Source organism: Pseudomonas sp. NPDC089996, from assembly GCF_044748405.1.
Taxonomy (GTDB): domain Bacteria; phylum Pseudomonadota; class Gammaproteobacteria; order Pseudomonadales; family Pseudomonadaceae; genus Aquipseudomonas.
Genome location: NZ_JBIVGA010000008.1, coordinates 181,051 through 202,850 on the forward strand (window position 1 = coordinate 181,051; position 21,800 = coordinate 202,850).

General features: G+C 62.0%; 22 protein-coding genes. 13 read left to right on the forward strand and 9 right to left on the reverse strand.

Going from position 1 to position 21,800, the window contains the following annotated elements; all coding sequences use genetic code 11:
- Window positions 1–236 precede the first annotated feature (236 nt).
- Entirely contained in the window at window positions 237–1,019 is a 783-nt protein-coding gene (locus tag ACIPW4_RS16200) for an outer membrane protein OmpK (RefSeq protein WP_400659411.1), read from the forward strand.
- A gap of 118 nt (window positions 1,020–1,137) precedes the next feature.
- On the opposite strand, the gene ACIPW4_RS16205 is transcribed toward ACIPW4_RS16200, so the two are convergent.
- Window positions 1,138–2,049 carry a DUF808 domain-containing protein gene (locus ACIPW4_RS16205; protein WP_400659413.1) on the reverse strand — a complete coding sequence of 304 codons (912 nt, stop codon included), beginning with the start codon at window positions 2,047–2,049 and terminating at the stop codon, window positions 1,138–1,140.
- A gap of 130 nt (window positions 2,050–2,179) precedes the next feature.
- Here ACIPW4_RS16205 and ACIPW4_RS16210 point away from each other — a divergent pair, with 130 nt between their 5' ends.
- Window positions 2,180–2,791 carry a TetR/AcrR family transcriptional regulator gene (locus ACIPW4_RS16210; protein WP_400659415.1) on the forward strand — a complete coding sequence of 204 codons (612 nt, stop codon included), beginning with the start codon at window positions 2,180–2,182 and terminating at the stop codon, window positions 2,789–2,791.
- 129 nt (window positions 2,792–2,920) lie between these two features.
- On the opposite strand, the gene ACIPW4_RS16215 is transcribed toward ACIPW4_RS16210, so the two are convergent.
- A complete protein-coding gene (locus ACIPW4_RS16215) occupies window positions 2,921–3,361 on the reverse strand; it encodes a heme-binding protein (protein ID WP_400659416.1) in 441 nt (146 codons plus the stop codon).
- Between the two features lie 257 nt (window positions 3,362–3,618).
- On the opposite strand from ACIPW4_RS16215, the gene gcl reads away from it, so the two are divergent.
- The 6 genes from gcl (at window position 3,619) to ACIPW4_RS16245 (ending at window position 11,181) form a co-directional block, all read left to right on the forward strand.
- Complete coding sequence (gene gcl / locus ACIPW4_RS16220) at window positions 3,619–5,394, forward strand: glyoxylate carboligase (RefSeq protein WP_400659418.1); 1,776 nt, start codon at window positions 3,619–3,621, stop codon at window positions 5,392–5,394.
- A 57-nt stretch (window positions 5,395–5,451) separates the two neighbouring features.
- Window positions 5,452–6,234 (forward strand): hydroxypyruvate isomerase, encoded by a 783-nt coding sequence (gene hyi / locus ACIPW4_RS16225; RefSeq protein WP_400659420.1) that lies wholly within the window; start codon window positions 5,452–5,454, stop codon window positions 6,232–6,234.
- Window positions 6,235–6,284: 50 nt separating this feature from the next.
- Complete coding sequence (locus ACIPW4_RS16230; protein WP_400659422.1) at window positions 6,285–7,178, forward strand: 2-hydroxy-3-oxopropionate reductase; 894 nt, start codon at window positions 6,285–6,287, stop codon at window positions 7,176–7,178.
- A gap of 257 nt (window positions 7,179–7,435) precedes the next feature.
- Window positions 7,436–8,710 carry a glycerate kinase gene (locus ACIPW4_RS16235; RefSeq protein ID WP_400659424.1) on the forward strand — a complete coding sequence of 425 codons (1,275 nt, stop codon included), beginning with the start codon at window positions 7,436–7,438 and terminating at the stop codon, window positions 8,708–8,710.
- Entirely contained in the window at window positions 8,707–10,122 is a 1,416-nt protein-coding gene (pyk, locus tag ACIPW4_RS16240; protein ID WP_400659426.1) for a pyruvate kinase, read from the forward strand. Before ACIPW4_RS16235 ends, pyk begins: the two co-directional genes overlap by 4 nt.
- Window positions 10,123–10,305: 183 nt before the next feature.
- Entirely contained in the window at window positions 10,306–11,181 is an 876-nt protein-coding gene (locus ACIPW4_RS16245; protein WP_400659428.1) for an urea transporter, read from the forward strand.
- Here ACIPW4_RS16245 and ACIPW4_RS16250 read toward each other — a convergent pair.
- Entirely contained in the window at window positions 11,178–11,903 is a 726-nt protein-coding gene (locus ACIPW4_RS16250) for an RHS repeat-associated core domain-containing protein (protein WP_400659430.1), read from the reverse strand. The two genes, ACIPW4_RS16245 and ACIPW4_RS16250, sit on opposite strands and share 4 nt — an antisense overlap.
- A gap of 107 nt (window positions 11,904–12,010) precedes the next feature.
- On the opposite strand from ACIPW4_RS16250, the gene ACIPW4_RS16255 reads away from it, so the two are divergent.
- Both ACIPW4_RS16255 and ACIPW4_RS16260 read left to right on the forward strand, forming a co-directional pair.
- Window positions 12,011–12,823 (forward strand): ion transporter, encoded by an 813-nt coding sequence (locus ACIPW4_RS16255; RefSeq protein ID WP_400659432.1) that lies wholly within the window; start codon window positions 12,011–12,013, stop codon window positions 12,821–12,823.
- A gap of 97 nt (window positions 12,824–12,920) precedes the next feature.
- The gene (locus ACIPW4_RS16260) at window positions 12,921–13,922 is read left to right on the forward strand and encodes a sulfate ABC transporter substrate-binding protein (protein WP_400659434.1); all 1,002 of its coding nucleotides are present in this window, start codon (window positions 12,921–12,923) and stop codon (window positions 13,920–13,922) included.
- Window positions 13,923–13,983: 61 nt separating this feature from the next.
- On the opposite strand, the gene ACIPW4_RS16265 is transcribed toward ACIPW4_RS16260, so the two are convergent.
- Together ACIPW4_RS16265 and ACIPW4_RS16270 are read right to left on the reverse strand one after the other, a co-directional pair.
- A complete protein-coding gene (locus ACIPW4_RS16265; protein ID WP_400659436.1) occupies window positions 13,984–14,910 on the reverse strand; it encodes a class I SAM-dependent methyltransferase in 927 nt (308 codons plus the stop codon).
- Window positions 14,911–14,943: 33 nt separating this feature from the next.
- Window positions 14,944–15,840: a DMT family transporter gene (locus ACIPW4_RS16270; RefSeq protein WP_400659438.1), complete on the reverse strand. Its 897-nt coding sequence runs from the start codon at window positions 15,838–15,840 to the stop codon at window positions 14,944–14,946.
- Window positions 15,841–15,973: 133 nt separating this feature from the next.
- Between ACIPW4_RS16270 and ACIPW4_RS16275 the strand changes: the two genes are divergently transcribed.
- The 3 genes from ACIPW4_RS16275 to ACIPW4_RS16285 all read left to right on the forward strand — a co-directional run bounded on the left by ACIPW4_RS16275 (window position 15,974) and on the right by ACIPW4_RS16285 (window position 19,147).
- Complete coding sequence (locus tag ACIPW4_RS16275; RefSeq protein WP_400659440.1) at window positions 15,974–16,411, forward strand: Lrp/AsnC family transcriptional regulator; 438 nt, start codon at window positions 15,974–15,976, stop codon at window positions 16,409–16,411.
- Window positions 16,412–16,869: 458 nt separating this feature from the next.
- Entirely contained in the window at window positions 16,870–18,402 is a 1,533-nt protein-coding gene (locus ACIPW4_RS16280) for an NCS1 family nucleobase:cation symporter-1 (RefSeq protein ID WP_400659443.1), read from the forward strand.
- Between the two features lie 16 nt (window positions 18,403–18,418).
- Window positions 18,419–19,147: an aspartate/glutamate racemase family protein gene (locus ACIPW4_RS16285; protein ID WP_400659445.1), complete on the forward strand. Its 729-nt coding sequence runs from the start codon at window positions 18,419–18,421 to the stop codon at window positions 19,145–19,147.
- Between the two features lie 21 nt (window positions 19,148–19,168).
- Here ACIPW4_RS16285 and ACIPW4_RS16290 read toward each other — a convergent pair whose 3' ends face one another.
- The 4 genes from ACIPW4_RS16290 to ACIPW4_RS16305 form a co-directional block, all read right to left on the reverse strand.
- The gene (locus tag ACIPW4_RS16290; protein ID WP_400659448.1) at window positions 19,169–19,831 is read right to left on the reverse strand and encodes a histidine phosphatase family protein; all 663 of its coding nucleotides are present in this window, start codon (window positions 19,829–19,831) and stop codon (window positions 19,169–19,171) included.
- A gap of 310 nt (window positions 19,832–20,141) precedes the next feature.
- The gene (locus ACIPW4_RS16295) at window positions 20,142–20,330 is read right to left on the reverse strand and encodes a hypothetical protein (protein WP_400659450.1); all 189 of its coding nucleotides are present in this window, start codon (window positions 20,328–20,330) and stop codon (window positions 20,142–20,144) included.
- Window positions 20,331–20,447: 117 nt separating this feature from the next.
- Window positions 20,448–20,786, reverse strand: a complete 339-nt coding sequence (locus ACIPW4_RS16300) for an FKBP-type peptidyl-prolyl cis-trans isomerase (RefSeq protein ID WP_400659453.1) — start codon at window positions 20,784–20,786, stop codon at window positions 20,448–20,450.
- Between the two features lie 39 nt (window positions 20,787–20,825).
- Window positions 20,826–21,767 (reverse strand): DMT family transporter, encoded by a 942-nt coding sequence (locus ACIPW4_RS16305; protein WP_400659455.1) that lies wholly within the window; start codon window positions 21,765–21,767, stop codon window positions 20,826–20,828.
- Window positions 21,768–21,800 lie beyond the last annotated feature (33 nt).

Here is a 21,800-nt window from a genome sequence, read left to right on the forward strand (position 1 = left end):
GTTTACTGACCGCTCAGTCAATGAATTCGGGCGGTTGGCCAACGTGTTGCCAGCCTGAAACACCCATTTTCATCCGTTCAGAACGAGTCGAGCAGGAAGGTTGCAGCTAACGCGGAAAAAGTTGGCGCGACACTTGCCAAACAGCTGTGGCCAATCGAAAAAAGCTGACTCAAAAGACAAAAACAGCGCCAACACCGAGCGCTGACAACAGATCAATCAAGGGAGCGACACTCGCAATGCGTACCATCAACAGCCTGATTCTCGCGGGCGGCCTGCTGGCCTGCGGCACCACCTTCGCCGGCGACCTGCTGCAGTGGCAGAACAACAGCCTGACCTACCTGTGGGGCAAGAACTTCAAGGTCAACCCGGCGATCCAGCAGACCGTTACCTTCGAACACGCCGATGGCTGGAAGTACGGCGACAACTTCATCTTCGTCGACAAGATCTTCTACCAGGGCCAGAAGGACGCGGGCAACGGCCCCAACACCTACTACGGTGAAGTCAGCCCGCGCCTGTCGTTCAACAAGATCTTCGACCAGAAGATCGAGTTCGGCCCAGTCAAGGACGTGCTGCTGGCGATGACTTACGAGTTCGGCGAGGGTGACACCGAGTCGTATCTGATCGGCCCGGGCTTCGACCTGGCCATCCCCGGCTTCGACTACTTCCAGCTGAACTTCTACAACCGCACCACCGACGGCAGCCGTGCAGGCGACAACGTCTGGCAGATCACCCCGGTATGGTCCTACACCATCCCGGTTGGCGATTCCGACGTGCTGATCGATGGCTTCATGGACTGGGTGGTGGACAACGACGAGAACCGTCGCGGCACCTACCACGCCAACCTGCACTTCAACCCGCAGATCAAGTATGACCTGGGCAAGGCGCTGCACCTGGGTGAAAAGCAGCTGTACGTGGGTGTTGAGTACGACTACTGGAAGAACAAGTACGGCATCAAGGACAGCGATGCGTTCACTACCGACCAGAACACCATGAGCTTCCTGGTGAAAGTGCACTTCTGATCAGTGGGGCCGCTTTGCGGCCCATCGCGGCTGAAGCCGCTCCTACAGGGACCGCGCAGGCCCTTGTGGGAGCGGGTTCACCCGCGAACCGGGGCAAAGCCCCGGCCATGCCGCATCATTAGGCTGGCCGTAACGCCCGCCACACCTTCCCCACTGCGCTCACCAACGCAAGCACCACGGCACCGGCCACAACCCCGACACCACCATTGAGCAGCCCTCCGGTCAACGCCCCACCCCGCCCTTCGCTAAAGGCTTCAATGGCATGATGCAGTGGCGCAATGCCATGCACCAGAATCCCGCCCCCGACCAGGAACATCGCCGCAGTGCCGATCACCGACAGGCTTTTCATCATGTAGGGCGCGGCACGCAGGATGCCATTGCCGACAGCGCGGGCCAGGCTCGACGTTTTCTGGGTCATCCACAACCCCAGGTCGTCAAGCTTGACGATGCCGCCCACCAGCCCATACACCCCGATGGTCATGACCACCGCAATGCCCGACAGCACGATGATCTGCTGGGTCAGCGGCGAGTCGGCGACGATCCCCAGGGTAATCGCGATGATTTCTGCCGACAGGATGAAGTCGGTACGCACAGCGCCCTTGATCTTGGCTTTCTCGAATGCCACCAGATCGATACTGGCATCGGCCACGGCCTCCTTGCGCGCCTCGTGCTGGGCGTCATCCTCTTCCTTGCTGTGCAGAAACTTGTGCGCGAGCTTCTCGAAGCCCTCGAAGCACAGGTAAGCGCCACCGAGCATCAGCAACGGTGTCACCGCCCAGGGGATGAACGCACTGATCAACAGCGCCGCAGGCACCAGGATCGCCTTGTTCACCAGCGACCCCTTGGCCACCGCCCACACCACCGGGATCTCGCGCTCGGCGCGCACGCCGGTGACCTGCTGGGCATTGAGCGCGAGGTCATCCCCCAGCACGCCCGCGGTCTTTTTCGCGGCGACCTTGGTCATCAGCGAAACATCGTCGAGCACCGTGGCGATGTCGTCGATCAGTACCAGTAGACTGCTTCCTGCCATGTTTGCTGTATCCAAATGAGTCAATGTGCCGGATTCTAGCCCAAAGCCGCTGCCTTGAGCGCCCGTCGGGCGCGGTGCTACCATGCCCGATCCCTCTTAGAGGTGGCCATATACGAGGAAGATCCCTGACATGAGCACCATTCGCGAGCGCAACAAGGAGCTGATCCTGCGCGCAGCCAGTGAAGAATTCGCCGACAAGGGCTTCGCCGCCACCAAGACCAGTGACATCGCCGCCAAGGCCGGCCTGCCCAAGCCGAACGTGTACTACTACTTCAAGTCCAAGGACAACCTCTACCGCGAGGTTCTGGAGAGCATCATCGCGCCGATCATGGAGGCGTCCACGCCGTTCAATGCCGACGGTGATCCGAAAGAAGTGTTGAGTGCCTACATCCGCTCGAAGATCCGCATTTCGCGTGACCTGCCGCATGCCTCGAAGGTGTTCGCCAGCGAAATCATGCATGGCGCACCGCACCTGTCGCCCAAGCAGGTGGAGCAGCTGAACGAGCAGGCCCGGCACAACATCGAGTGCATCCAGCGCTGGATAGATCGCGGGCAGATCGCCCATGTCGATGCGCACCACCTGATGTTCAGCATCTGGGCTGCGACCCAGACCTATGCCGATTTCGATTGGCAGATTTCGGCAGTGACCGGCAAGGCCAAGCTGGCCGACAGCGATTACGATGCTGCGGCCGATACCATCATCCGCATGGTGCTCAAGGGCTGTGAGCCCGAAGCGGCCTGACAGGGCCAACGGGTCTGCTTTGCAGCCCTTTCGCGACACAAGGCCGCTCCTACAGGATTAACGCGATCCCCTGTAGGAGCGGCCTTGTGTCGCGAAAGGGCCGCAAAGCGGCCCCCGCATTTTCAGACCCTACGCCGCTACCCCGGCATCCGCCTTCAACCCCACCTCTTCGATCGCACTGATCGCGCACTGCTCGTCGATATCCGACGTATCGCCGCTGATCCCCACCGCGCCCATCACCTTGCCGTCCTGATCACGAATCAGCACCCCACCCGGCGCAGGCACTACCGGCCGCTCGCCCAACCCGTTCAACGCCGCGAAAAACGCCGGCCGCTGCTGCGCGTCCAGCGCCAGCAAGCGCGAGCCCTTGCCCAGGGCAATCGCTCCCCAGGCCTTGCCGGTGGCCACTTCCGGGCGAATCAGGCTGGCGCCATCCTCGCGCTGCAAGGCCAGCACGTGCCCGCCGGCATCGAGCACGGCCACGGTCAGGGGCGCAGCATTGATCTTGCGGCCGGCCGCAAGCGCGGCGTTCACCAGGCTGACAGCGACTTTCAGGTTCAAAGCGTTCATGGAAAGGTCCTCTTCTTGTTGTGAGAAGCCCTGAGGGCAGGTAAAAAACCGATAAGCCAATAGAACACAACTGAATCTATTTTTGTATACAATAAATTGAAACGATCGTATGCGAGATCGCAAGCCGCCGTTTTCACGGGCGCTCGAACGAAAGCGACTCTGTCCGACGAAAACCCGTTGACCTGAGCGGCCAGCCATGAATACACTCTGGCACAAAGCAAGTTGTATACAATTACAAAATCAATGAGGCACAAACCATGAGCAAAATGAGAGCAATCGATGCAGCCGTTCTGGTCATGCGCCGTGAAGGTGTAGATACCGCGTTCGGCATCCCGGGGGCTGCCATCAACCCGCTGTACTCGGCCCTGAAGAAAGTCGGTGGCATCGATCACGTCCTCGCTCGTCACGTCGAAGGCGCCTCGCACATGGCCGAGGGCTACACCCGCGCCAACCCAGGCAACATCGGCGTGTGCATCGGTACCTCCGGCCCGGCCGGCACCGACATGGTCACCGGCCTGTACAGCGCCTCGGCCGACTCCATCCCGATCCTCTGCATCACCGGCCAGGCGCCCCGCGCCCGCCTGCACAAGGAAGACTTCCAGGCTGTCGACATCACCAGCATCGTCAAGCCGGTGACCAAGTGGGCCACCACCGTTCTGGAGCCAGGCCAAGTGCCTTACGCCTTCCAGAAGGCCTTCTACGAAATGCGCACCGGTCGCCCTGGCCCAGTGCTGATCGACCTCCCGTTCGACGTGCAGATGGCCGAAATCGAATTCGACATCGACGCCTACGAGCCACTGGCAATCAACAAGCCGTCCGCTACCCGCGTACAGGCCGAGAAAGCCCTGGCCCTGCTCAATGACGCCGAGCGCCCACTGCTGGTAGCCGGTGGCGGCATCATCAACGCCGATGCCAGCGACAAGCTGGTCGAGTTCGCCGAACTGACCGGCGTACCGGTTGTGCCGACCCTGATGGGCTGGGGCACCATCCCTGACGACCACGCACTGATGGTCGGCATGGTCGGCCTGCAGACCTCGCACCGCTACGGCAACGCGACCATGCTCAAGTCCGACCTGGTATTCGGTATCGGTAACCGCTGGGCTAACCGCCACACCGGTTCCGTCGACGTCTACACCGAAGGCCGCAAGTTCGTGCATGTGGACATCGAACCGACCCAGATCGGCCGTGTATTCACACCGGACCTGGGTATCGTTTCCGACGCTGGCAAGGCGTTGGACGTGTTCCTCGAAGTGGCCCGCGAGTGGAAAGCCGCTGGCAAGCTGAAGTGCCGCAAAGCCTGGCTGGAAGACTGCCAGCAGCGCAAGGCGAGCCTGCAGCGCAAGACCAACTTCGATAACGTCCCGGTCAAGCCGCAGCGCGTGTACCAGGAAATGAACGAAGTGTTCGGCAAGGACACCACCTACGTCAGCACCATCGGCCTGTCGCAGATCGCCGGCGCGCAGTTCCTGCACGTGTACAAGCCACGCCACTGGATCAACTGCGGCCAGGCCGGCCCGCTGGGCTGGACCATCCCTGCCGCGCTGGGCGTTGTCAAAGCCGACCCGAAACGCAAGGTCGTCGCGCTGTCGGGTGACTACGACTTCCAGTTCATGATCGAAGAACTGGCCGTTGGCGCGCAGTTCAACCTGCCGTACGTCCACGTGCTGGTGAACAACGCCTACCTGGGTCTGATCCGTCAGGCGCAGCGTGGCTTCGACATGGATTACTGTGTACAACTGGCGTTCGAGAACATCAACTCGACCGACGCTGCCACCTACGGTGTCGACCACGTCGCCGTGGTCGAAGGCCTGGGCTGCAAGGCCATCCGTGTGTTCGAGCCGGCTGAAATCGCCCCTGCCCTGCTCAAGGCACAGAAGATGGCCGAAGAGTTCCGCGTGCCGGTCGTGGTCGAAGTGATCCTCGAGCGTGTGACCAACATTTCCATGGGCACCGAGATCAACGCGGTCAACGAATTCGAAGACCTGGCCCTGGTCGGCAACGACGCGCCAACCGCCATCTCGATGCTCGACTGATCGCCTGACGCCCCCGGTGCGCGTGCGCCGGGGGCCTTCATCGCAAGGAGACACAACATGCCTCGCTTCGCTGCCAACCTGTCCATGCTGTTCACCGAACAGGACTTCCTGGCCCGCTTCAAGGCTGCCGCCGACGCTGGCTTCAGCGGCGTCGAATACCTCTTCCCGTACGACTTCAGCGCAGCCGAAATCAAGCAGCAGCTGGACACCCACGGCCTGACCCAGGTGCTGTTCAACCTCCCCGCGGGCGATTGGTCGAAAGGTGAGCGCGGCATCACCTGCCACCCCGACCGCATCGAGGAGTTCCGCGCCGGTGTCGACAAGGCCATCGAATACGCCAAGGTGCTGGGCAACACCCAGGTCAACGCCCTGGCCGGCATTCGCCCGCAAGGCCTGCAGTGCGCCGACGTACGCAAGACCTTCGTGGAAAACCTGCGCTACGCCGCCGACAAGCTCAAGGCCGCCGGGATTCGCCTGGTCATGGAAATGATCAACACCCGCGACATCCCGGGCTTCTACCTGAACACCACAAAGCAGGCGCTGGAAATCCAGGCCGAAGTCGGCAGCGACAACCTGTTCCTGCAGTACGACATCTACCACATGCAGATCATGGAAGGTGACCTGGCTCGCACCCTGGAAGCCAACCTGAAGCTGATCAACCACGTGCAGTTGGCCGACAACCCGGGCCGCAACGAACCAGGCACTGGCGAGATCAACTACCGGTTCCTGTTCGAACACTTGGACCGCATCGGCTACCAGGGCTGGGTGGGCGCGGAGTACAAGCCGCTGACCACCACCGAAGCAGGCCTGGGCTGGCTGAAAACGCATAACGCGATCTGAATCACCGCTCCCACCGGGAACGCGAACAAATATAAAAGAGGTAATTTCTCATGGCTAAAATCGGTTTCCTCGGCACCGGCATCATGGGCAAGCCCATGGCGCAGAACCTGCAGAAAGCAGGCCACAGCATCTTTGTTTCCACCCACCACGACGCTGCCCCGGCTGACCTGATCGCCGCTGGCGCGGTGGCCCTGGCCAACCCGAAAGAAGTGGCCCAGGAAGCCGAGTTCATCATCGTCATGGTCCCGGACACTCCGCAGGTCGAAAGCGTCCTGTTCGGTGAAAACGGCGTCGCCGAAGGCGTGGGCCCGAACAAGGTGGTGATCGACATGAGCTCGATCTCCCCTACCGCCACCAAAGCCTTCGCCGAGAAGATCAAGGCCACCGGCGCCGCCTACCTGGACGCCCCGGTGTCCGGCGGTGAAGTCGGCGCCAAGGCCGCGACCCTGAGCATCATGGTCGGTGGCTGCCCGAAAGCCTTCGAGCGCGCCCAGCCGCTGTTCGAAGCCATGGGCAAGAACATCACCCGCGTCGGTGGCAACGGTGACGGCCAGACCGCCAAAGTCGCCAACCAGATCATCGTCGCCCTGAACATCCAGGCCGTAGCCGAAGCCCTGCTGTTCGCCGCCAAGAACGGCGCCGACCCTGCCAAGGTGCGTGAAGCACTGATGGGCGGCTTCGCTTCGTCGAAGATCCTCGAAGTGCACGCCGAGCGCATGATCAAAGGCACCTTCGACCCGGGCTTCCGCATTAACCTGCACCAGAAGGACCTCAACCTGGCCCTGCAAGGCGCCAAGGAACTGGGCATCAACCTGCCCAACACCTCCAACGCCCAGCAAGTGTTCAACACCTGCCAGGCCCTGGGTGGCGGCAACTGGGACCACTCGGCGCTGATCAAAGGCCTGGAGCACATGGCCAACTTCTCGATCCGCGACGAGAACTGACTTGAGTTTGGGGCTGCTGCGCAGCCCTTTCGCGACACAAGGCCGCTCCTACAAGGGATCGCGGTCTCTTGTAGGAGCGGCCTTGTGTCGCGAAAGGGGCGCAAAGCGCCCCCAGAATTCCAGATCCAACACCGCTGAACCTGCGACCACAGGCTCAGGGGTGACCCCGAGCAACACCCGCCCCTGGTTCGGCCTGCACGGAGGCAGTTCCAGGGGCGTTTTCGATTCTGCAGAACAACAATAAATGGGAGCCTGCCATGTCGGTCGATCCGCAAAAACTTCTACGCGACCTGTTCGACACAGCCATCGCCGCCGCCCACCCACGCCAAGTCCTCGAACCCTACCTGCCCGCCGACCGTAGCGGCCGGGTCATCGTCATCGGCGCCGGCAAGGCCGCAGCCGCCATGGCCGAAGTGGTCGAGAAGAGCTGGCAGGGCGAAGTCTCCGGGCTGGTCGTGACCCGCTACGGTCACGGCGCCAACTGCCAGAAGATCGAGGTGGTCGAAGCCGCTCACCCGGTCCCCGACGCCGCCGGCCTGGCCGTGGCCAAGCGGGTGCTGGAGCTGGTCAGCAACCTCAATGAAGAAGACCGCGTCATCTTCCTGCTGTCCGGCGGCGGGTCTGCCCTGCTGGCACTGCCGGCCGAAGGCCTGACCCTGGCGGACAAGCAACAGATCAACAAGGCGCTGCTCAAATCCGGCGCCACCATCGGCGAGATGAACTGCGTGCGCAAGCACCTCTCGGCGATCAAGGGCGGCCGCCTGGCCAAGGCCTGCTGGCCGGCCACCGTCTACACCTATGCGATTTCCGACGTGCCGGGCGACCTGGCCACCGTCATCGCCTCCGGCCCGACCGTGGCCGACCCGAGCACCTCGGCCGATGCCCTGGCGATCCTCAAGCGCTACAACATTGAAGCGCCGAAAGCCGTCATCGACTGGCTCAACAACCCCGCCTCGGAAACCGTAAAGGCCAATGACCCCGCGCTGGCCCGCAGCCATTTCCAGCTGATCGCCAAGCCCCAGCAGTCGCTCGAAGCCGCTGCAGTGAAAGCCCGCCAGGCCGGTTTCAGCCCGCTGATCCTCGGTGACCTGGAAGGTGAATCGCGAGAAGTGGCCAAGGTGCACGCCGGCATAGCCCGGCAGATCGTACTGCACGGCCAGCCTCTTAAGGCGCCCTGCGTGATCCTGTCCGGCGGTGAAACCACCGTCACCGTGCGCGGCAATGGCCGTGGCGGGCGCAACGCCGAGTTCCTGCTCAGCCTCACCGAAAGCCTCAAGGGCCTGCCGGGCGTGTATGCCCTCGCCGGCGACACCGACGGCATCGACGGCTCGGAAGAGAATGCCGGCGCCTTCATGACCCCAGGCAGCTTCGCCCGCGCCGAGGCCCTGGGCCTGTCGGCCAGCGACGAACTGGACAACAACAACGGCTATGGCTACTTCGCCGCGCTCGATGCGCTGATCGTCACCGAGCCGACCCGCACCAACGTCAACGACTTCCGCGCCATCCTGATCCTCGAGACTGCCCAATCATGACGCCTGATAAAAAAGTAAAGATCCTCGCCACCCTCGGCCCTGCGATCGAAGGCATCGACGACATCCGCCAGCTGGTTGAAGCGGGCGTGAACATCTTCCGCCTCAACTTCAGCCACGGCGAGCACGCCGACCACGCCCTGCGCTACCAGTGGATCCGCGAAGTCGAGCAGCAGCTGAACTACCCGCTGGGCATCCTCATGGACCTGCAAGGGCCGAAGCTGCGTGTCGGCCGCTTCGCTGAAGGCAAGGTCCAGCTGCAACGCGGCCAGGCCCTGCGCCTGGACCTGGACAAGACCCCGGGCGACAGCCGCCGGGTCAACCTGCCGCACCCGGAAATCATCGCTGCGCTGGAGCCAGGCATGGACCTGCTGCTCGACGACGGCAAGCTGCGCCTGCGGGTGACCGCCAAGCACAGTGACGCCATCGACACCGAAGTGCTCAACGGTGGCGAGCTGTCCGACCGCAAGGGCGTCAACGTGCCGCAAGCGGTGCTCGACCTCTCCCCGCTCACCGAAAAGGACCGCCGCGACCTGGCCTTCGGCCTGGAACTCGGTGTGGACTGGGTGGCGCTGTCGTTCGTGCAGCGCCCGGAAGATATCGTCGAGGCACGCCAGCTGATCGGCGACCGTGCTTACCTGATGGCCAAGATCGAGAAGCCTTCGGCGGTCGAACAACTGCAAGCCATCGCGGAACTGGCGGATGCGATCATGGTTGCCCGTGGTGACCTGGGCGTGGAAGTGCCGGCCGAAAGCGTGCCGCAAATTCAGAAGCGCATCATCGGCACCTGCCGCCAGCTGGGCAAACCGGTGGTGGTGGCCACCCAGATGCTCGAATCGATGCGCTTCTCGCCAGCACCGACCCGTGCCGAAGTCACCGACGTGGCCAACGCCGTTGCCGAAGGCGCCGACGCGGTCATGCTGTCGGCCGAGACCGCCTCGGGTGACTACCCGCTGGAAGCCGTGCAGATGATGAGCAAGATCATCCGTCAGGTGGAGAATGGCCCGGACTACCAGGCCCAGCTCGACGTCGGCCGGCCGAAGGCCGAGGCGACCGTGTCGGATGCCATCAGCTGCGCGATCCGCCGGATCAGCGGCATCCTGCCGGTGGCGGTACTGGTCAACTACAGCGAGTCGGGGGCCTCGACCCTGCGTGCTGCCCGCGAGCGTCCACGCGCACCGATCCTCAACCTGACACCGAACTTGGCCACCGCCCGCCGCCTGAGTGTGACCTGGGGTGTGCATTCGGTGGTCAACGACCGCCTGCGCCAGGTTGACGAGGTGGTTTCCACCGCGCTGGAGATCGCCCAGGCGCAGGGCATGGCCAGCCGTGGCGACACGCTGCTGATCACTGCCGGTGTGCCTTTCGGCAAGCCGGGGTCGACTAATACCTTGCGCATCGAGACCCTGGTCTGAGATCGCCGGGGGCGCTTTGCGCCCCTTTTGCGACACAAGGCCGCTCCTACAGGAGACCGCGATCCCTTGTAGGAGCGGCCTTGTGTCGCGAAAGGAGGGCAAAGCCCTCCCAACACACCGAACCTGCGGAAAACCGAGGCCCAAAGAGGCCCACCGCTCTTCCATCAACCTTGCTGACTGCCCATGTACACCAAGAATTTCGTCAACCCGTGCCCCGACTGGGCCACGGCATTGCTCAACGGCTTCAGCCAGGTGCTGCTGCTGCGCAACCCCCTGTGCGGCCTGTGCTGCCTGCTGGCCATCCTGCTGACCGCCCCCGACCTGGTCGGCGGCGCCCTGCTCGGCGCCCTGTCCGGCCTGCTCACCGCGCAACGCCGCGGCTACGACCGCGCCGACCGCCAGGCCGGGCTGTACTGCTACAACGGCGTGCTGATCGGCATCCTGCTCAGCACCGTGCTGCCCTGGTCGGCCATCCTGCCGCCGCTGATCATCGCGGCGGGCGGCCTGTCGAGCATCATCACCCATCAGTGGCGCAAGCGCGGCGGCAAATTGCTGGTCGCCTATACCGCGCCGTTCGTGCTGCTTGGTTGGGTTGCACTGCTGTTCGCAAGCCCTGCTCCCAGCGGATTCGTCGAGACAGAACCTGCGTATGCCCTGGCACGTGGCGTGGGGCAGATCTTCCTGCTCGACCAGCCGCTGGCCGGGTTATTGATCATAATCGGGATGTTCATTGCCAATCCCTATGCGGCGATGTGGGCTGTGTTCGGCTCAGCCATTGGCGGCGGCGTGGCACTGCTTGCCGACCAGGCGCAAGCCGCATGGTTGGGGCTATATGGCTTCAATGCCGCTCTGGCGGCGCTGGCATTCAGCCGCCAGGGTGAAAAGCCTTGGGTGACGTTGTTGGCGATTACCCTGGCACTGCTTCTGAAACCCCTGCTCAACGCTCTGCCTATAGCTGCACTTACTGCACCCTTTGTAATAGCATGCTGGCTGATGCAGTGGGCCCATCATCTGCTTCGGCCGATAAGACGTAATCATCCTGATCAGTTGAAAAATTAGTTCAAGCTATCTTGATGGCTAGCGGAGCCTTGTCGGATTCTCTTGACAAGCACTGTCCCTCCCGTCATGGGTGCTTGTGAATTGGCTCTATAACTCGAATAATCCGATGGCTCCAACCCTTGAAGATGCTTTGTCCCACCTTGAACGCCGCCGCCTGAAAGCAATGTCCTAATTCTCCTACGGGGCAATGTTTCACCGATGAGGGTCAATTGACTCTCAATCAGGCGCTTCAACTTCGTGGCCTCGAATGGTTGAAGATCTGATGAATGAGGAATGGCAGAGAACCGCCCTGTATTGTTCCGGTACACGATTAGATGCTTACCATTTGGATCGACGTAGCGTTTAGTCTGGACGTGAGTATCTCGCTCTGGGATTGGCATGCCATTCAGTACTTTCTTGGCATGTGTTTTATTAAGACCATGTTGACGGATCAGCGCCTTCAGCCCTGTACCTTTCCGCCCTGAGGGGTCAATTTTGTTTATCGGATCTCCGGCGCAATACGCGTAGCAATTGAGCCCTCCGTCGCCAAAAGGACTAAGGGTATCTGGACTGAGAAAACAACAAATTCGGGTTTGGTAGAGTCGATACCCATTCCCTAATAGATATCCTTGACTCAACAGCTCGCGGTACTCACCGTTGAACCCAAGCACGCTTTCCGACTGGCTCGCCGCCTGGTACCCATAGGGCGCGTAGCACAGACTATGCATACTCATGCTCCTCATCAGATGGTAAACGCAGTCTAGATTGACGGATCTACGATTATGTTGAAACTGGTAGATTTATCAGGCTGACTTGCTCCCTTGCCTTCGTACTCTTGGAACCAACTTCAATGCATTCTCTGCGCGAACGCCTCTACATCATGGTCTTCCAGACCGACACCGTAGCCGGCCGACGCTTCGACAAGATCCTCCTGCTGATCATCCTGGCCAGTCTGGTCACAGTGATCCTCGACAGCATCGACGATGTGCATCACAGCTACGCCGGGCTGCTGGCCGGCATCGAATGGGGCTTCACCGCGATCTTCCTGGCCGAGTACCTCACCCGCCTGTACTGCTCGCCCAAGCCATTGCGCTATGCCTTCAGTTTCTACGGCCTAGTCGACCTGCTGGCGATCGTGCCGGGGATCATTGCCCTGTACTACAGCGACGCCCAGTACCTGCTGATCATCCGGGTGATCCGGATGCTGCGGATCTTCCGCGTGCTCAAGCTCAGCCCCTACCTGAAGCAGGCGCATTACCTCTTGGAGGCGCTGCGCGGCAGCAAGCAGAAGATCATCGTGTTTCTGGTGACGGTTTCTACCCTGGTGACGGTATTCGGCACCTTGATGTACGTGATCGAAGGGCCGGAGCACGGCTTTACCAGCATCCCAAAAGGGATCTATTGGGCCATTGTCACGCTGACCACGGTAGGTTTCGGCGACATCGTGCCGAAGACGCCGCTGGGGCAGGTGCTGTCATCATTGGTGATGATTACCGGTTACTCGATCATCGCCGTTCCAACCGGGATCTTTACCGCCGAACTGGCCAACGCGATGCGCGGTGAGCAGCTGCGGCATGACTGCCCAATCTGCAGCAAGAAGACCCACGAGCACGGCGCTGCCTTCTGCTCGCGATGCGGCAATGCGCTGTTCCCCAAGCAGTGATGTGGTCGGCATAACCAAAGTCTTTTTTGTTCTTTAGTACTCACAATTCCACCCGCTATAGTCGCGGGCAAACTGCCTACGATAACAAGGACGCAACGTGAAAAAACTCTTCACCGCCTCACTGCTCGCCGCCGGCCTGGCTCTCGGCAACCTGGCCCAGGCTGCCCCGACCCTGCTGAACGTTTCCTACGACGTGATGCGCGACTTCTACAAGGACTACAACCCGGCCTTCCAGAAGCACTGGGAAGCCGAGCACAACGAGAAGGTCAACGTGCAGATGTCCTTCGGCGGCTCGAGCAAGCAGGCGCGGGCGGTGATCGATGGCCTACCGGCCGATGTCATCACCATGAACATGGCCACCGACATCAATGCCCTGGCCGACAACGGCAAGCTGGTGCCGGACAACTGGGTAACCCGCCTGCCGAACAACAGCGCGCCGTTCACCTCGGCCACCGTGTTCATCGTGCGCAAAGGTAACCCGAAAGCCCTGAAAGACTGGCCCGACCTGCTCAAGGACGGCGTGCAGGTGATCGTGCCCAACCCAAAAACCTCGGGCAACGGCCGCTACACCTATCTGTCGGCGTGGGGCTATGTGCTCAAGCAAGGTGGTGACGAAACCAAGGCCAAGGACTTTGTCGGCAAGCTGTTCAAGCAGGCGCCGGTGCTGGACACCGGTGGCCGTGCCGCTACTACCACCTTCATGACCAACCAGATCGGTGATGTACTGGTGACCTTCGAGAACGAAGCCGAGATGATCGCCCGCGAGTTCGGCCGCGATCAGTTCGAAGTGGTCTACCCGAGCGTGTCGGCCGAGGCCGAGCCGCCGGTGAGCGTGGTCGACAAGGTAGTGAACAAGAAAGGCACCCAGGCCGTGGCCGAGGAATACCTGAAGTACCTGTGGTCGCCGGCGGCCCAGGAAATTGCCGCGCAGAACTACCTGCGCCCGCGTGACGCGACGGTGCTGGCCAAGTACACCGACCGCTTCCCGAAAGTCGACTTCCTGTCGGTGGAGAAGACCTTTGGTGACTGGCGTACCGTGCAGAAGACCCACTTCAACGACGGTGGCGTGTTTGACCAGATCTACACCAATCAGCAGTAATTGATGCAAGCAGGGCTGGCCTCTTCGCGGCTGAAGCCGCGAAGAGGCCAGCACAGCAGCATCACAGCTGGCGGAATACCAGGGCCTTCAGGCCCCCCGCCGGGTCCACATCAGGAAACTCCGGCGGGTTCTCCAGCCGCTCGACGAAGGCCAGCGAGGGCGCCTGCTCGGCCATCCCCTCGATCAGAAATTCCGGCCCGATCCCCGGGTCGTTGACACAGGCCAGCACCGTCCCGCCCGCGCTCAGCAACTCCGGCAAGCGCCGCAGGATCTTGGCGTAATCCTGGGTCAGCACGAAGCTGCCGCGCTGGAAGGTCGGCGGGTCGATGATGATCAGGTCATAAGGCCCGTACTTGCGCACCTTGCCCCACGACTTGAACAGCTCATGCCCCAGGTAGGCGACCCGCGATGCATCGTGCCCGTTCAACCGGTGGTTATCGCGCCCCCGCGACAGCGCCGACTTGGCCATGTCCAGGTTCACCACCTGCTCGGCACCGCCAGCAATCGCCGCCACCGAGAAACCGCAGGTGTAGGCGAACAGGTTCAGTACCCGCTTGCCGGCAGCCTGCTCACGCACCCAGCGCCGCCCATGACGCATATCGAGAAACAGGCCATTGTTCTGCCGCACGCCCAGATCGAGCAGATAGGTCAGGCCATCCTCGACCACTTCACGCTGCTGGCAAGGCTCACCCAGCAGCCACTGGCCCGGGCTGTCGGGCAGGTAACGGTGCTGGATGAGAATCGCCTGGCCGGTCCATTGCGGGCGTTCGGCCAGCTGGCGCAGCATGGCTTCCAGCTCGGCCAGCTGACCCTCGGGTGGTTCGCGGAACAGTGCCACCGACAGCACACCCTGCAGCCAGTCCACCGTGACCTGTTCAAGGCCCTCCCAGCACCGGCCGCGACCGTGGAACAGGCGGCGGGTTTCCACCGGGGCGGGGTCAAGGGCAGCGATCAGGTGCTGTTCGAGGGTGTGGATCGGCGAAGTCATGGCGGGTCGCAAGCAAGTGAAAAGGCCGCCATTCTACCCCTTGGCCGGCACTTGTGCCGAACGGAACCACCAGCCCTGCTGCATGCCCGCTGCCGCCAGCAGGATCAATGCCACCCCCAGCCACTGCAACGGCGCCAGACGGTGCCCGAAGGCCACCCAGTCGACCAGGATCGCAGCAATCGGGTAGATGAACGACAGGGCCCCGGTCAACGCCGTAGGCAGGCGCTGGATGGCGCTGTACAGCAGCACGTACATCAACCCGGTGTGGACCATGCCCAGGGTCACCAAGCTGGCCAGGGCCGAGGGTTCCCCCGGCAACTCACCAAGGTTCACCCACGGCGCCAGCAACAGCACCCCGGTGGCGACCTGGATCAGCGCGATCAGGTGGGGTGGCGTGCCTTTCAGGCGTTTGATGATCAACGCGGCAATCGCATAGAGCAACGCCGCGCCCAGTGCCAGGCCAATGCCCTGCAGGTAGTCCTGCCCACTGGCCTGCCCCGCGCCATGGGCGCTGACGATCGCCAGCATGCCAAGGAACGCCACGCTTAGCCAGGTAACCTTGGCGGCGGTGATCTTCTCGCCCAGGAACAGCGCCGCGAGCCCCACCAGCATGAATGGCTGGACGTTGTAGACCGCCGTGCCGATGGCGATGGACGCCCGCGAGTAGGAGGCGAACAACAGTACCCAGTTGCCGACGATGGCCACACCACTGGCAATGGCCAGCAGGAACGCCGTACGGGTTATCACGCCCGGTTTGAGAAAGCCGAACGCCGCACAGATCACCAGCAAGGTGCCGGTGCCGAATACGCAGCGCCAGAACACCACGTCCAGCACCGGCTGCCCCGACACCAGCACGAACCAGCCGATAGTCCCGGAAATCAGCATGGCGGCGACCATTTCCAGCGAGCCACGGCGCAACGAACTGTCCATCTCACACCTCCTTTGGATGATGGGCACAGTATGCGGAGGGTCACCATGCGCCTTCCAGCGGATAACCAAGGCAGATCAGCCTGTTCACCTTTACTATCAAGGCAAAATCCCTGGAGTGCCTGATGAGGTGCACATGACCGATGCCATCGACCAATTGCTGATCAATGCTCTGATGGAAGACTCGCGCCGTTCGCTCAAGGCGCTGGCGCACATCAGCGGCCTCTCCGCCCCCAGCGTCAGCGAGCGGCTGCGCCGACTGGAAGAACGCGGCGTGCTGCGTGGTTACACGGTGGATATCGACCCACGCAGCTTTGGCTACCAACTGCAGGCCATCGTGCGCATTCGCCCGCTGCCGGGGCAGTTGCAGGAGGTGGAGCGGCAGATCATCGCCATCCCCGAGTTCACCGAGTGCGACAAGGTGACGGGCGAAGATTGCTTTATCGCGCGCCTGCATGTGCGATCGATGGAGCAGCTCGACACGCTGCTCGACCGCATCAATGTGCTGGCGGAAACCAACACCGCGATCATCAAGAAGAGCCCGGTGAAGCGGCGCTTGCCGCCGATGAACTGAGTGTATCCACTCACCAGGCAAATTGACTAATTTTTGTACACAAAGATGTCACCATAAGTGCCATTTTTGTGTGCACTTTTCCAGGTAACGCCCCAATACGTTACACATTCCGCTAAACTAATTCTGACCAAATGATCAACTAATCAACCAACTAAAAAATTAAACCTGTTCACTTGGTCAAGTTATATTCCCTTCATTTCATCAACTTAATTTTCAAATGCTTAGTTTCAATTGGACGGTTATCTAAGCACTCGTTTCCCTCTGGCATGGAACTCGCTTTTGTGTGTTCGTGTTTTGTATACAAACCTTACAAAACATAAATACACAAGAACTCGCGACGCCGGCCCAACACCGGCCGCCGCGCCCAGAACCCAGTGATGCCAAGCTGCACCGACGAGATGGCGAGCCCGTGCGCATGCCCGCTCATCGCAGTCCACGTGCATCAGGAGCCTGCCGGAATGAGTACCAGCCTCGACCTTGCCCCTGAACTATCCGTCGCCAGCACCAGCCCCTCCTCCACCCTTGCAGGCGATATCCCGCCCCTGGCACTGAGCCCACGCCTGCACAACCGCGACCTCGCACCCACCCGCAGCGAAGGCCGCCGCTGGGGCGGCTACAGCATCTTTGCGCTATGGACCAACGATGTGCACAACATCGCCAACTACTCCTTCGCCATGGGCCTGTTCGCCCTGGGCCTGGGCGGCTGGCAGATCCTGCTGTCGCTGGCGATCGGTGCGGCGTTGGTGTACTTCTTCATGAACCTGTCCGGTTACATGGGGCAGAAAACCGGGGTGCCGTTCCCGGTGATCAGCCGCATCGCCTTCGGTATCCACGGGGCACAGGTCCCGGCGCTGATCCGTGCGGTGATCGCCATCGCCTGGTTCGGCATCCAGACCTACCTGGCCTCCGTGGTACTGCGCGTGCTGCTCACCGCCGTGTGGCCGCAGGTCGCCGCCTATGACCACGACAGCATCCTGGGCCTGTCGAGCCTGGGCTGGGTGTGCTTCGTGGCGATCTGGCTGGTGCAGCTGGTGATCCTCGCCTACGGCATGGAGATGGTGCGCCGCTATGAGGCCTTCGCCGGCCCGGTGATCCTGCTGACCGTGGCCAGCCTGGCGCTGTACATGTACTTCAAGGCCGATGCACGCATCGCCCGGTCGGTGGCCGAACCGCTGACGGGCTTCGAGATGTGGCGCAACATCTTCGCTGGCGGCGCCCTGTGGCTGGCGATCTACGGCACCCTGGTGCTGAACTTCTGCGACTTCGCCCGCTCCTCGCCGTGCCGCAAGACCATCCGCGTCGGCAACTTCTGGGGCCTGCCGGTGAACATTCTGGTGTTCGCCATGATCACCGTGGTGCTGTGCGGCGCGCAGTTCCAGATCAACGGCCAGATCATCGATAGCCCGACCCAGATCGTCGCCAGCATCCCCAGTACAGCGTTCCTGGTGCTCGGCTGCCTCGCGTTCCTGATCGTCACCGTGGCGGTGAACATCATGGCCAACTTCGTCGCCCCGGCATTCGTGCTGAGCAACCTGGCACCACGCCACCTCAACTTCCGCCGCGCCGGGCTGATCAGCGCGACCCTGGCGGTGCTGATCCTGCCCTGGAACCTCTACAACAGCCCGCTGGTGATCGTGTACTTCCTGTCTGGCCTGGGCGCCCTGCTCGGCCCGCTGTACGGGGTGATCATGGCCGACTACTGGTTGCTGCGCAAAGGCCGCATCAACGTGCCGGAGCTGTATACCGAGCACCCGACTGGCGCCTACCACTACAGCAAGGGCATCAACCTGCGCGCCGTGGCCGCGTTCGTGCCTGCGGCACTGCTGGCCATCATCCTGGCGCTGGTGCCGAACTTCCACGGTATCGCGCCGTTTTCCTGGCTGATCGGCGCCGGCATCGCTGCCGCCATGTATCTGCTGATCGCTCCGCGCAACCGCCACTACCACGATGTCAGCGGCGAGTGCATCGCCGTGGACCACAGCAGCCATTGATCAAGGAGGACTGCCCATGCGTATTCTGATCGCCAACGTCAACACCACCGAAGCCATCACCGAGGCCATCGCAGAGCAGGCGCGCAGTGTCGCCGCGCCCGGCACGGAAATCATCGGCCTGACCCCTTGGTTCGGCGCCGAGTCCGTGGAAGGCAATTTCGAGAGCTACCTGGCCGCCATCGCCGTGATGGACCGCGTGCTGGCCTACGACCAGCCGTATGACGCGGTGATCCAGGCCGGTTACGGCGAGCATGGCCGCGAAGGCCTGCAGGAGTTGCTCAACGTTCCGGTGGTGGACATCACCGATGCCGCCGCCAGCACTGCCATGTACCTGGGGCACGCCTATTCGGTGGTGACCACCCTGGACCGCACCGTGCCGCTGATCGAAGACCGCCTGAAGCTGTCCGGGCTGTATGACCGTTGCGCCTCGGTGCGGGCGAGCGGCCTGGCCGTGCTCGAACTGGAAGAAGACCCGCTGCGTGCGGTGGAGGCCATCGTCGAGCAGGCCGAGCGTGCCGTGCGTGACGACAAGGCCGAGGTGATCTGCCTGGGTTGCGGCGGCATGGCCGGGCTGGATGAGCAGATCCGCCAGCGCACAGGGGTGCCGGTAGTCGATGGCGTGAGCGCGGCGGTGACCATTGCCGAGTCGCTGGTGCGGATGGGGCTCAGCACCTCCAAGGTGCGCACCTATGCCACACCAAGGCAGAAGAAGGTGGTGGGCTGGCCGATGCGGTTGGGCCGCTAGCGTTCGGTTAGCTGCAGCGGCTCAAGTCGGGCAGCTATGGGCGCCGCCATTGAGGCCCTGGCGGACGTTGCGGCTGAGCAGGCTGGCCTTGCCGTCGTGCCAGGTCAGGGTGAGGACGTAGAGGGTGTCGAAATCGTCGCCTTTCCAATCTTCGGTAATCACCCGCTCATCGCCCAACGCCTTGCCGGCCACGGCATTGATGAGATCCGGCAGGTAGCCGTGGGACCAGGCGGTATAGACCGTGGCATTGCGGTACTTGTCGCTGACAAGTTCGTCGGCGAGTTCGTCGGTATCGTTGGCGCCGAAGTCGATGTTGACCGGCAAACCCAGGCGAATGGCGCTGGGCGTGATGGTCATCAGCGGACGGATGTAGCTGTAGCTCTGGTCCTGGCTCCCTTCCTCGACATGCCGCGAAGGGTTGGCCGCGAACACGTAGTCGGCCTTGCCGAAACGTTCTGGCAGCAAGGTGGCCAGGTCCAGCGCACGGTTGAGCCCCTGGCAGTTCAGTTGCCCCAGGCCTTCGCCAGGTTTTTCGGCATGGCGCAGGAACACCAGCGTCTGGGTGCCGTCGACCGGTTGGGCACGGCTTTCGACCACTTCCAGTGCCAGCGGCACGGCCGCTGCGGCCAGCACCAGGCTCAGCAGCTGATGGCGACGACGTCGAAAGAAAGATGGCAACTTCATGTAGGAGGCTCTTGTGGCTATAAGTATCGGGTACCCGCCACATTCTCCTGCGGCCAAAGCCGCAGGGTATCCGTATGGTGATTGCCATCCTTGGCAACGAGCAGGACTCAGAGTGTCCTCATCCCGTTTGGTTCCTCCCTGAGTGTGGATGCCGTTCCCTAGGCAAGGAATACGTTAGAGCAGGCGTGTTGCCGAATTATGTCGAGTGCGAATCAGTGATGACCACATCGAATACCTGCTCGATAACCTGTTTCGGCCCTTGGTTGAGACTGAGTAGATGTGGTTGTAACAGCCATCGGCCATGAGGCTGTTACTCCTTGCGTAAACGCATGTATGCGCTTTCGAATGCAGCATTCAGCTCGGAACGGGTTTTCCGGGTACTGGTAACGACGCCTGCAAGCTCCCTTGGCAAAGGAATTTCCATACGGCCACCCGAAGCCACAAGCAACGCATTCGCTTCACGGATAACCTTCGAGGAAAAATACGATTTCATGGGCATGGCACCCTCTTGACTCGATGAGAGCTGCAAGGTTAGCCCTCTGAGAAATACACCACAATCAGATGCAAGCCAACAAATCGTGTAGTCCTTTTCCACACACTCCAGGACGCGACCTAATCAATCATCCCGCGTCAGCACTTCCAGCAATTCGATCTCGAAGGTCAGGTCCGAATTCGGCGGAATCGCACCCACGCTGCGCTCGCCATACCCCAGGTGCGCCGGCACCTGCAGCCTGCGCTTGCCCCCAACGCGCATACCCATAAGCCCCTGGTCCCAGCCCTTGATCACCCGGCCGGTGCCAATCACGCACTGGAAAGGCTTGCCCCGCGACCACGACGAGTCGAACTCGCTGCCGTCGGCCAGCCAGCCGGTGTATTGGGTGGTGATCAGGGCGCCTTTGACGGCGGCCTTGCCGTCGCCTTCGACGAGGTCGGTGATCTGCAATTCGCTGCTCATGGGCATGCTCCAACGCTGAAATTCAAGGGCGTCCTTTTCTCAGGAATGCACGGGTTTGGCAAGTTCGCGTGGCGTGCCGTGCTGGCGCATCGACCACAGCACCCCGCCGATCACCAGCATGATCGCCGCCGCTTCCAGCAGGCTCGGCCCGGCCTGTCGCCAGAGGAAGGCATACAACAGTGCGAACAGGGTCTCGAACACGATCAACTGCCCGCTCAACGTCAACGGCAAGCGCTTGGATGCGGCATTCCAAAGCGCCGTAGCCAACCACGAGCCCAGCACGGCGCAACCCAGGCAAGCCGCCCAGAACAGCCACCAGCGTGCCATCGGCGCCTCGACCTGCAACTGCTGCGGTTGCCACATCGCCAGCGCGGCAACCATCACCAGGCTGCTCAGGCCGGTCAGCACGCCGATCAGCACCGACCATTGGTGGCTGTCGAAATGCCCGCTCTGCTTGAGGTAACGACTGTTCTGTACCGCGTACCAGGTCCAGCAGGCCAGCGCGGCCAAGGCATAGAACAGCCCCATGAGCTTGTCGCCTGTATCACCCGGGGCGAAGGCAAAGGTCTCGAGATTGATGCACAACATACCCGCAAGGATCAGCGCCAACGGGCCGATCAACCGCCGGATCGGCACCGCGCCGCTGTCGTTGCGGCCATACAGGGTGATGGACAGCGGCAACACGCCAACGATCAGCGAGGCAGGTGCCACGCCCAGCCGCTGGATCGCCGCCACCAGGCAGATGAAGTACACCAGGTTGCCGACCACCGCCAGGCGCAGCAGCATCCAGCCATCCGCCAGGGTCAGCTGGCGCAGCTGACGGGCCATCGGCACCGCCAGCAGCAGCGAGATCAGGCCGACCATCGCATAGCGCACGCTGCTCAGCAGCATCGGGTTGAATTCCGGCAACAGCTCCGGAACCATCAGTACCATGCCCCACAACGCACCGGCCCCACCGGCATACATCACACCGCGCTTCACGCTATTCGCTCCTGTTCGTGGATGCGCGCAGGC

Excerpts from the sequence above, each read along its gene's own strand:
- ACIPW4_RS16285 (WP_400659445.1), top strand. The coding sequence starts at position 18,419 with ATGCGTATTCTGATCGCCAACGTCAACACCACCGAAGCCATCACCGAG.
- hyi (WP_400659420.1), top strand. The coding sequence starts at position 5,452 with ATGCCTCGCTTCGCTGCCAACCTGTCCATGCTGTTCACCGAACAGGAC.
- ACIPW4_RS16290 (WP_400659448.1), bottom strand. The coding sequence starts at position 19,831 with ATGAAGTTGCCATCTTTCTTTCGACGTCGTCGCCATCAGCTGCTGAGC.
- gcl (WP_400659418.1), top strand. The coding sequence starts at position 3,619 with ATGAGCAAAATGAGAGCAATCGATGCAGCCGTTCTGGTCATGCGCCGT.
- ACIPW4_RS16295 (WP_400659450.1), bottom strand. The coding sequence starts at position 20,330 with ATGCCCATGAAATCGTATTTTTCCTCGAAGGTTATCCGTGAAGCGAAT.
- ACIPW4_RS16230 (WP_400659422.1), top strand. The coding sequence starts at position 6,285 with ATGGCTAAAATCGGTTTCCTCGGCACCGGCATCATGGGCAAGCCCATG.
- ACIPW4_RS16245 (WP_400659428.1), top strand. The coding sequence starts at position 10,306 with ATGTACACCAAGAATTTCGTCAACCCGTGCCCCGACTGGGCCACGGCA.
- ACIPW4_RS16215 (WP_400659416.1), bottom strand. The coding sequence starts at position 3,361 with ATGAACGCTTTGAACCTGAAAGTCGCTGTCAGCCTGGTGAACGCCGCG.
- ACIPW4_RS16265 (WP_400659436.1), bottom strand. The coding sequence starts at position 14,910 with ATGACTTCGCCGATCCACACCCTCGAACAGCACCTGATCGCTGCCCTT.
- ACIPW4_RS16210 (WP_400659415.1), top strand. The coding sequence starts at position 2,180 with ATGAGCACCATTCGCGAGCGCAACAAGGAGCTGATCCTGCGCGCAGCC.
- pyk (WP_400659426.1), top strand. The coding sequence starts at position 8,707 with ATGACGCCTGATAAAAAAGTAAAGATCCTCGCCACCCTCGGCCCTGCG.
- ACIPW4_RS16275 (WP_400659440.1), top strand. The coding sequence starts at position 15,974 with ATGACCGATGCCATCGACCAATTGCTGATCAATGCTCTGATGGAAGAC.
- ACIPW4_RS16205 (WP_400659413.1), bottom strand. The coding sequence starts at position 2,049 with ATGGCAGGAAGCAGTCTACTGGTACTGATCGACGACATCGCCACGGTG.
- ACIPW4_RS16250 (WP_400659430.1), bottom strand. The coding sequence starts at position 11,903 with ATGAGGAGCATGAGTATGCATAGTCTGTGCTACGCGCCCTATGGGTAC.
- ACIPW4_RS16235 (WP_400659424.1), top strand. The coding sequence starts at position 7,436 with ATGTCGGTCGATCCGCAAAAACTTCTACGCGACCTGTTCGACACAGCC.
- ACIPW4_RS16280 (WP_400659443.1), top strand. The coding sequence starts at position 16,870 with ATGAGTACCAGCCTCGACCTTGCCCCTGAACTATCCGTCGCCAGCACC.
- ACIPW4_RS16300 (WP_400659453.1), bottom strand. The coding sequence starts at position 20,786 with ATGAGCAGCGAATTGCAGATCACCGACCTCGTCGAAGGCGACGGCAAG.
- ACIPW4_RS16200 (WP_400659411.1), top strand. The coding sequence starts at position 237 with ATGCGTACCATCAACAGCCTGATTCTCGCGGGCGGCCTGCTGGCCTGC.
- ACIPW4_RS16255 (WP_400659432.1), top strand. The coding sequence starts at position 12,011 with ATGCATTCTCTGCGCGAACGCCTCTACATCATGGTCTTCCAGACCGAC.
- ACIPW4_RS16270 (WP_400659438.1), bottom strand. The coding sequence starts at position 15,840 with ATGGACAGTTCGTTGCGCCGTGGCTCGCTGGAAATGGTCGCCGCCATG.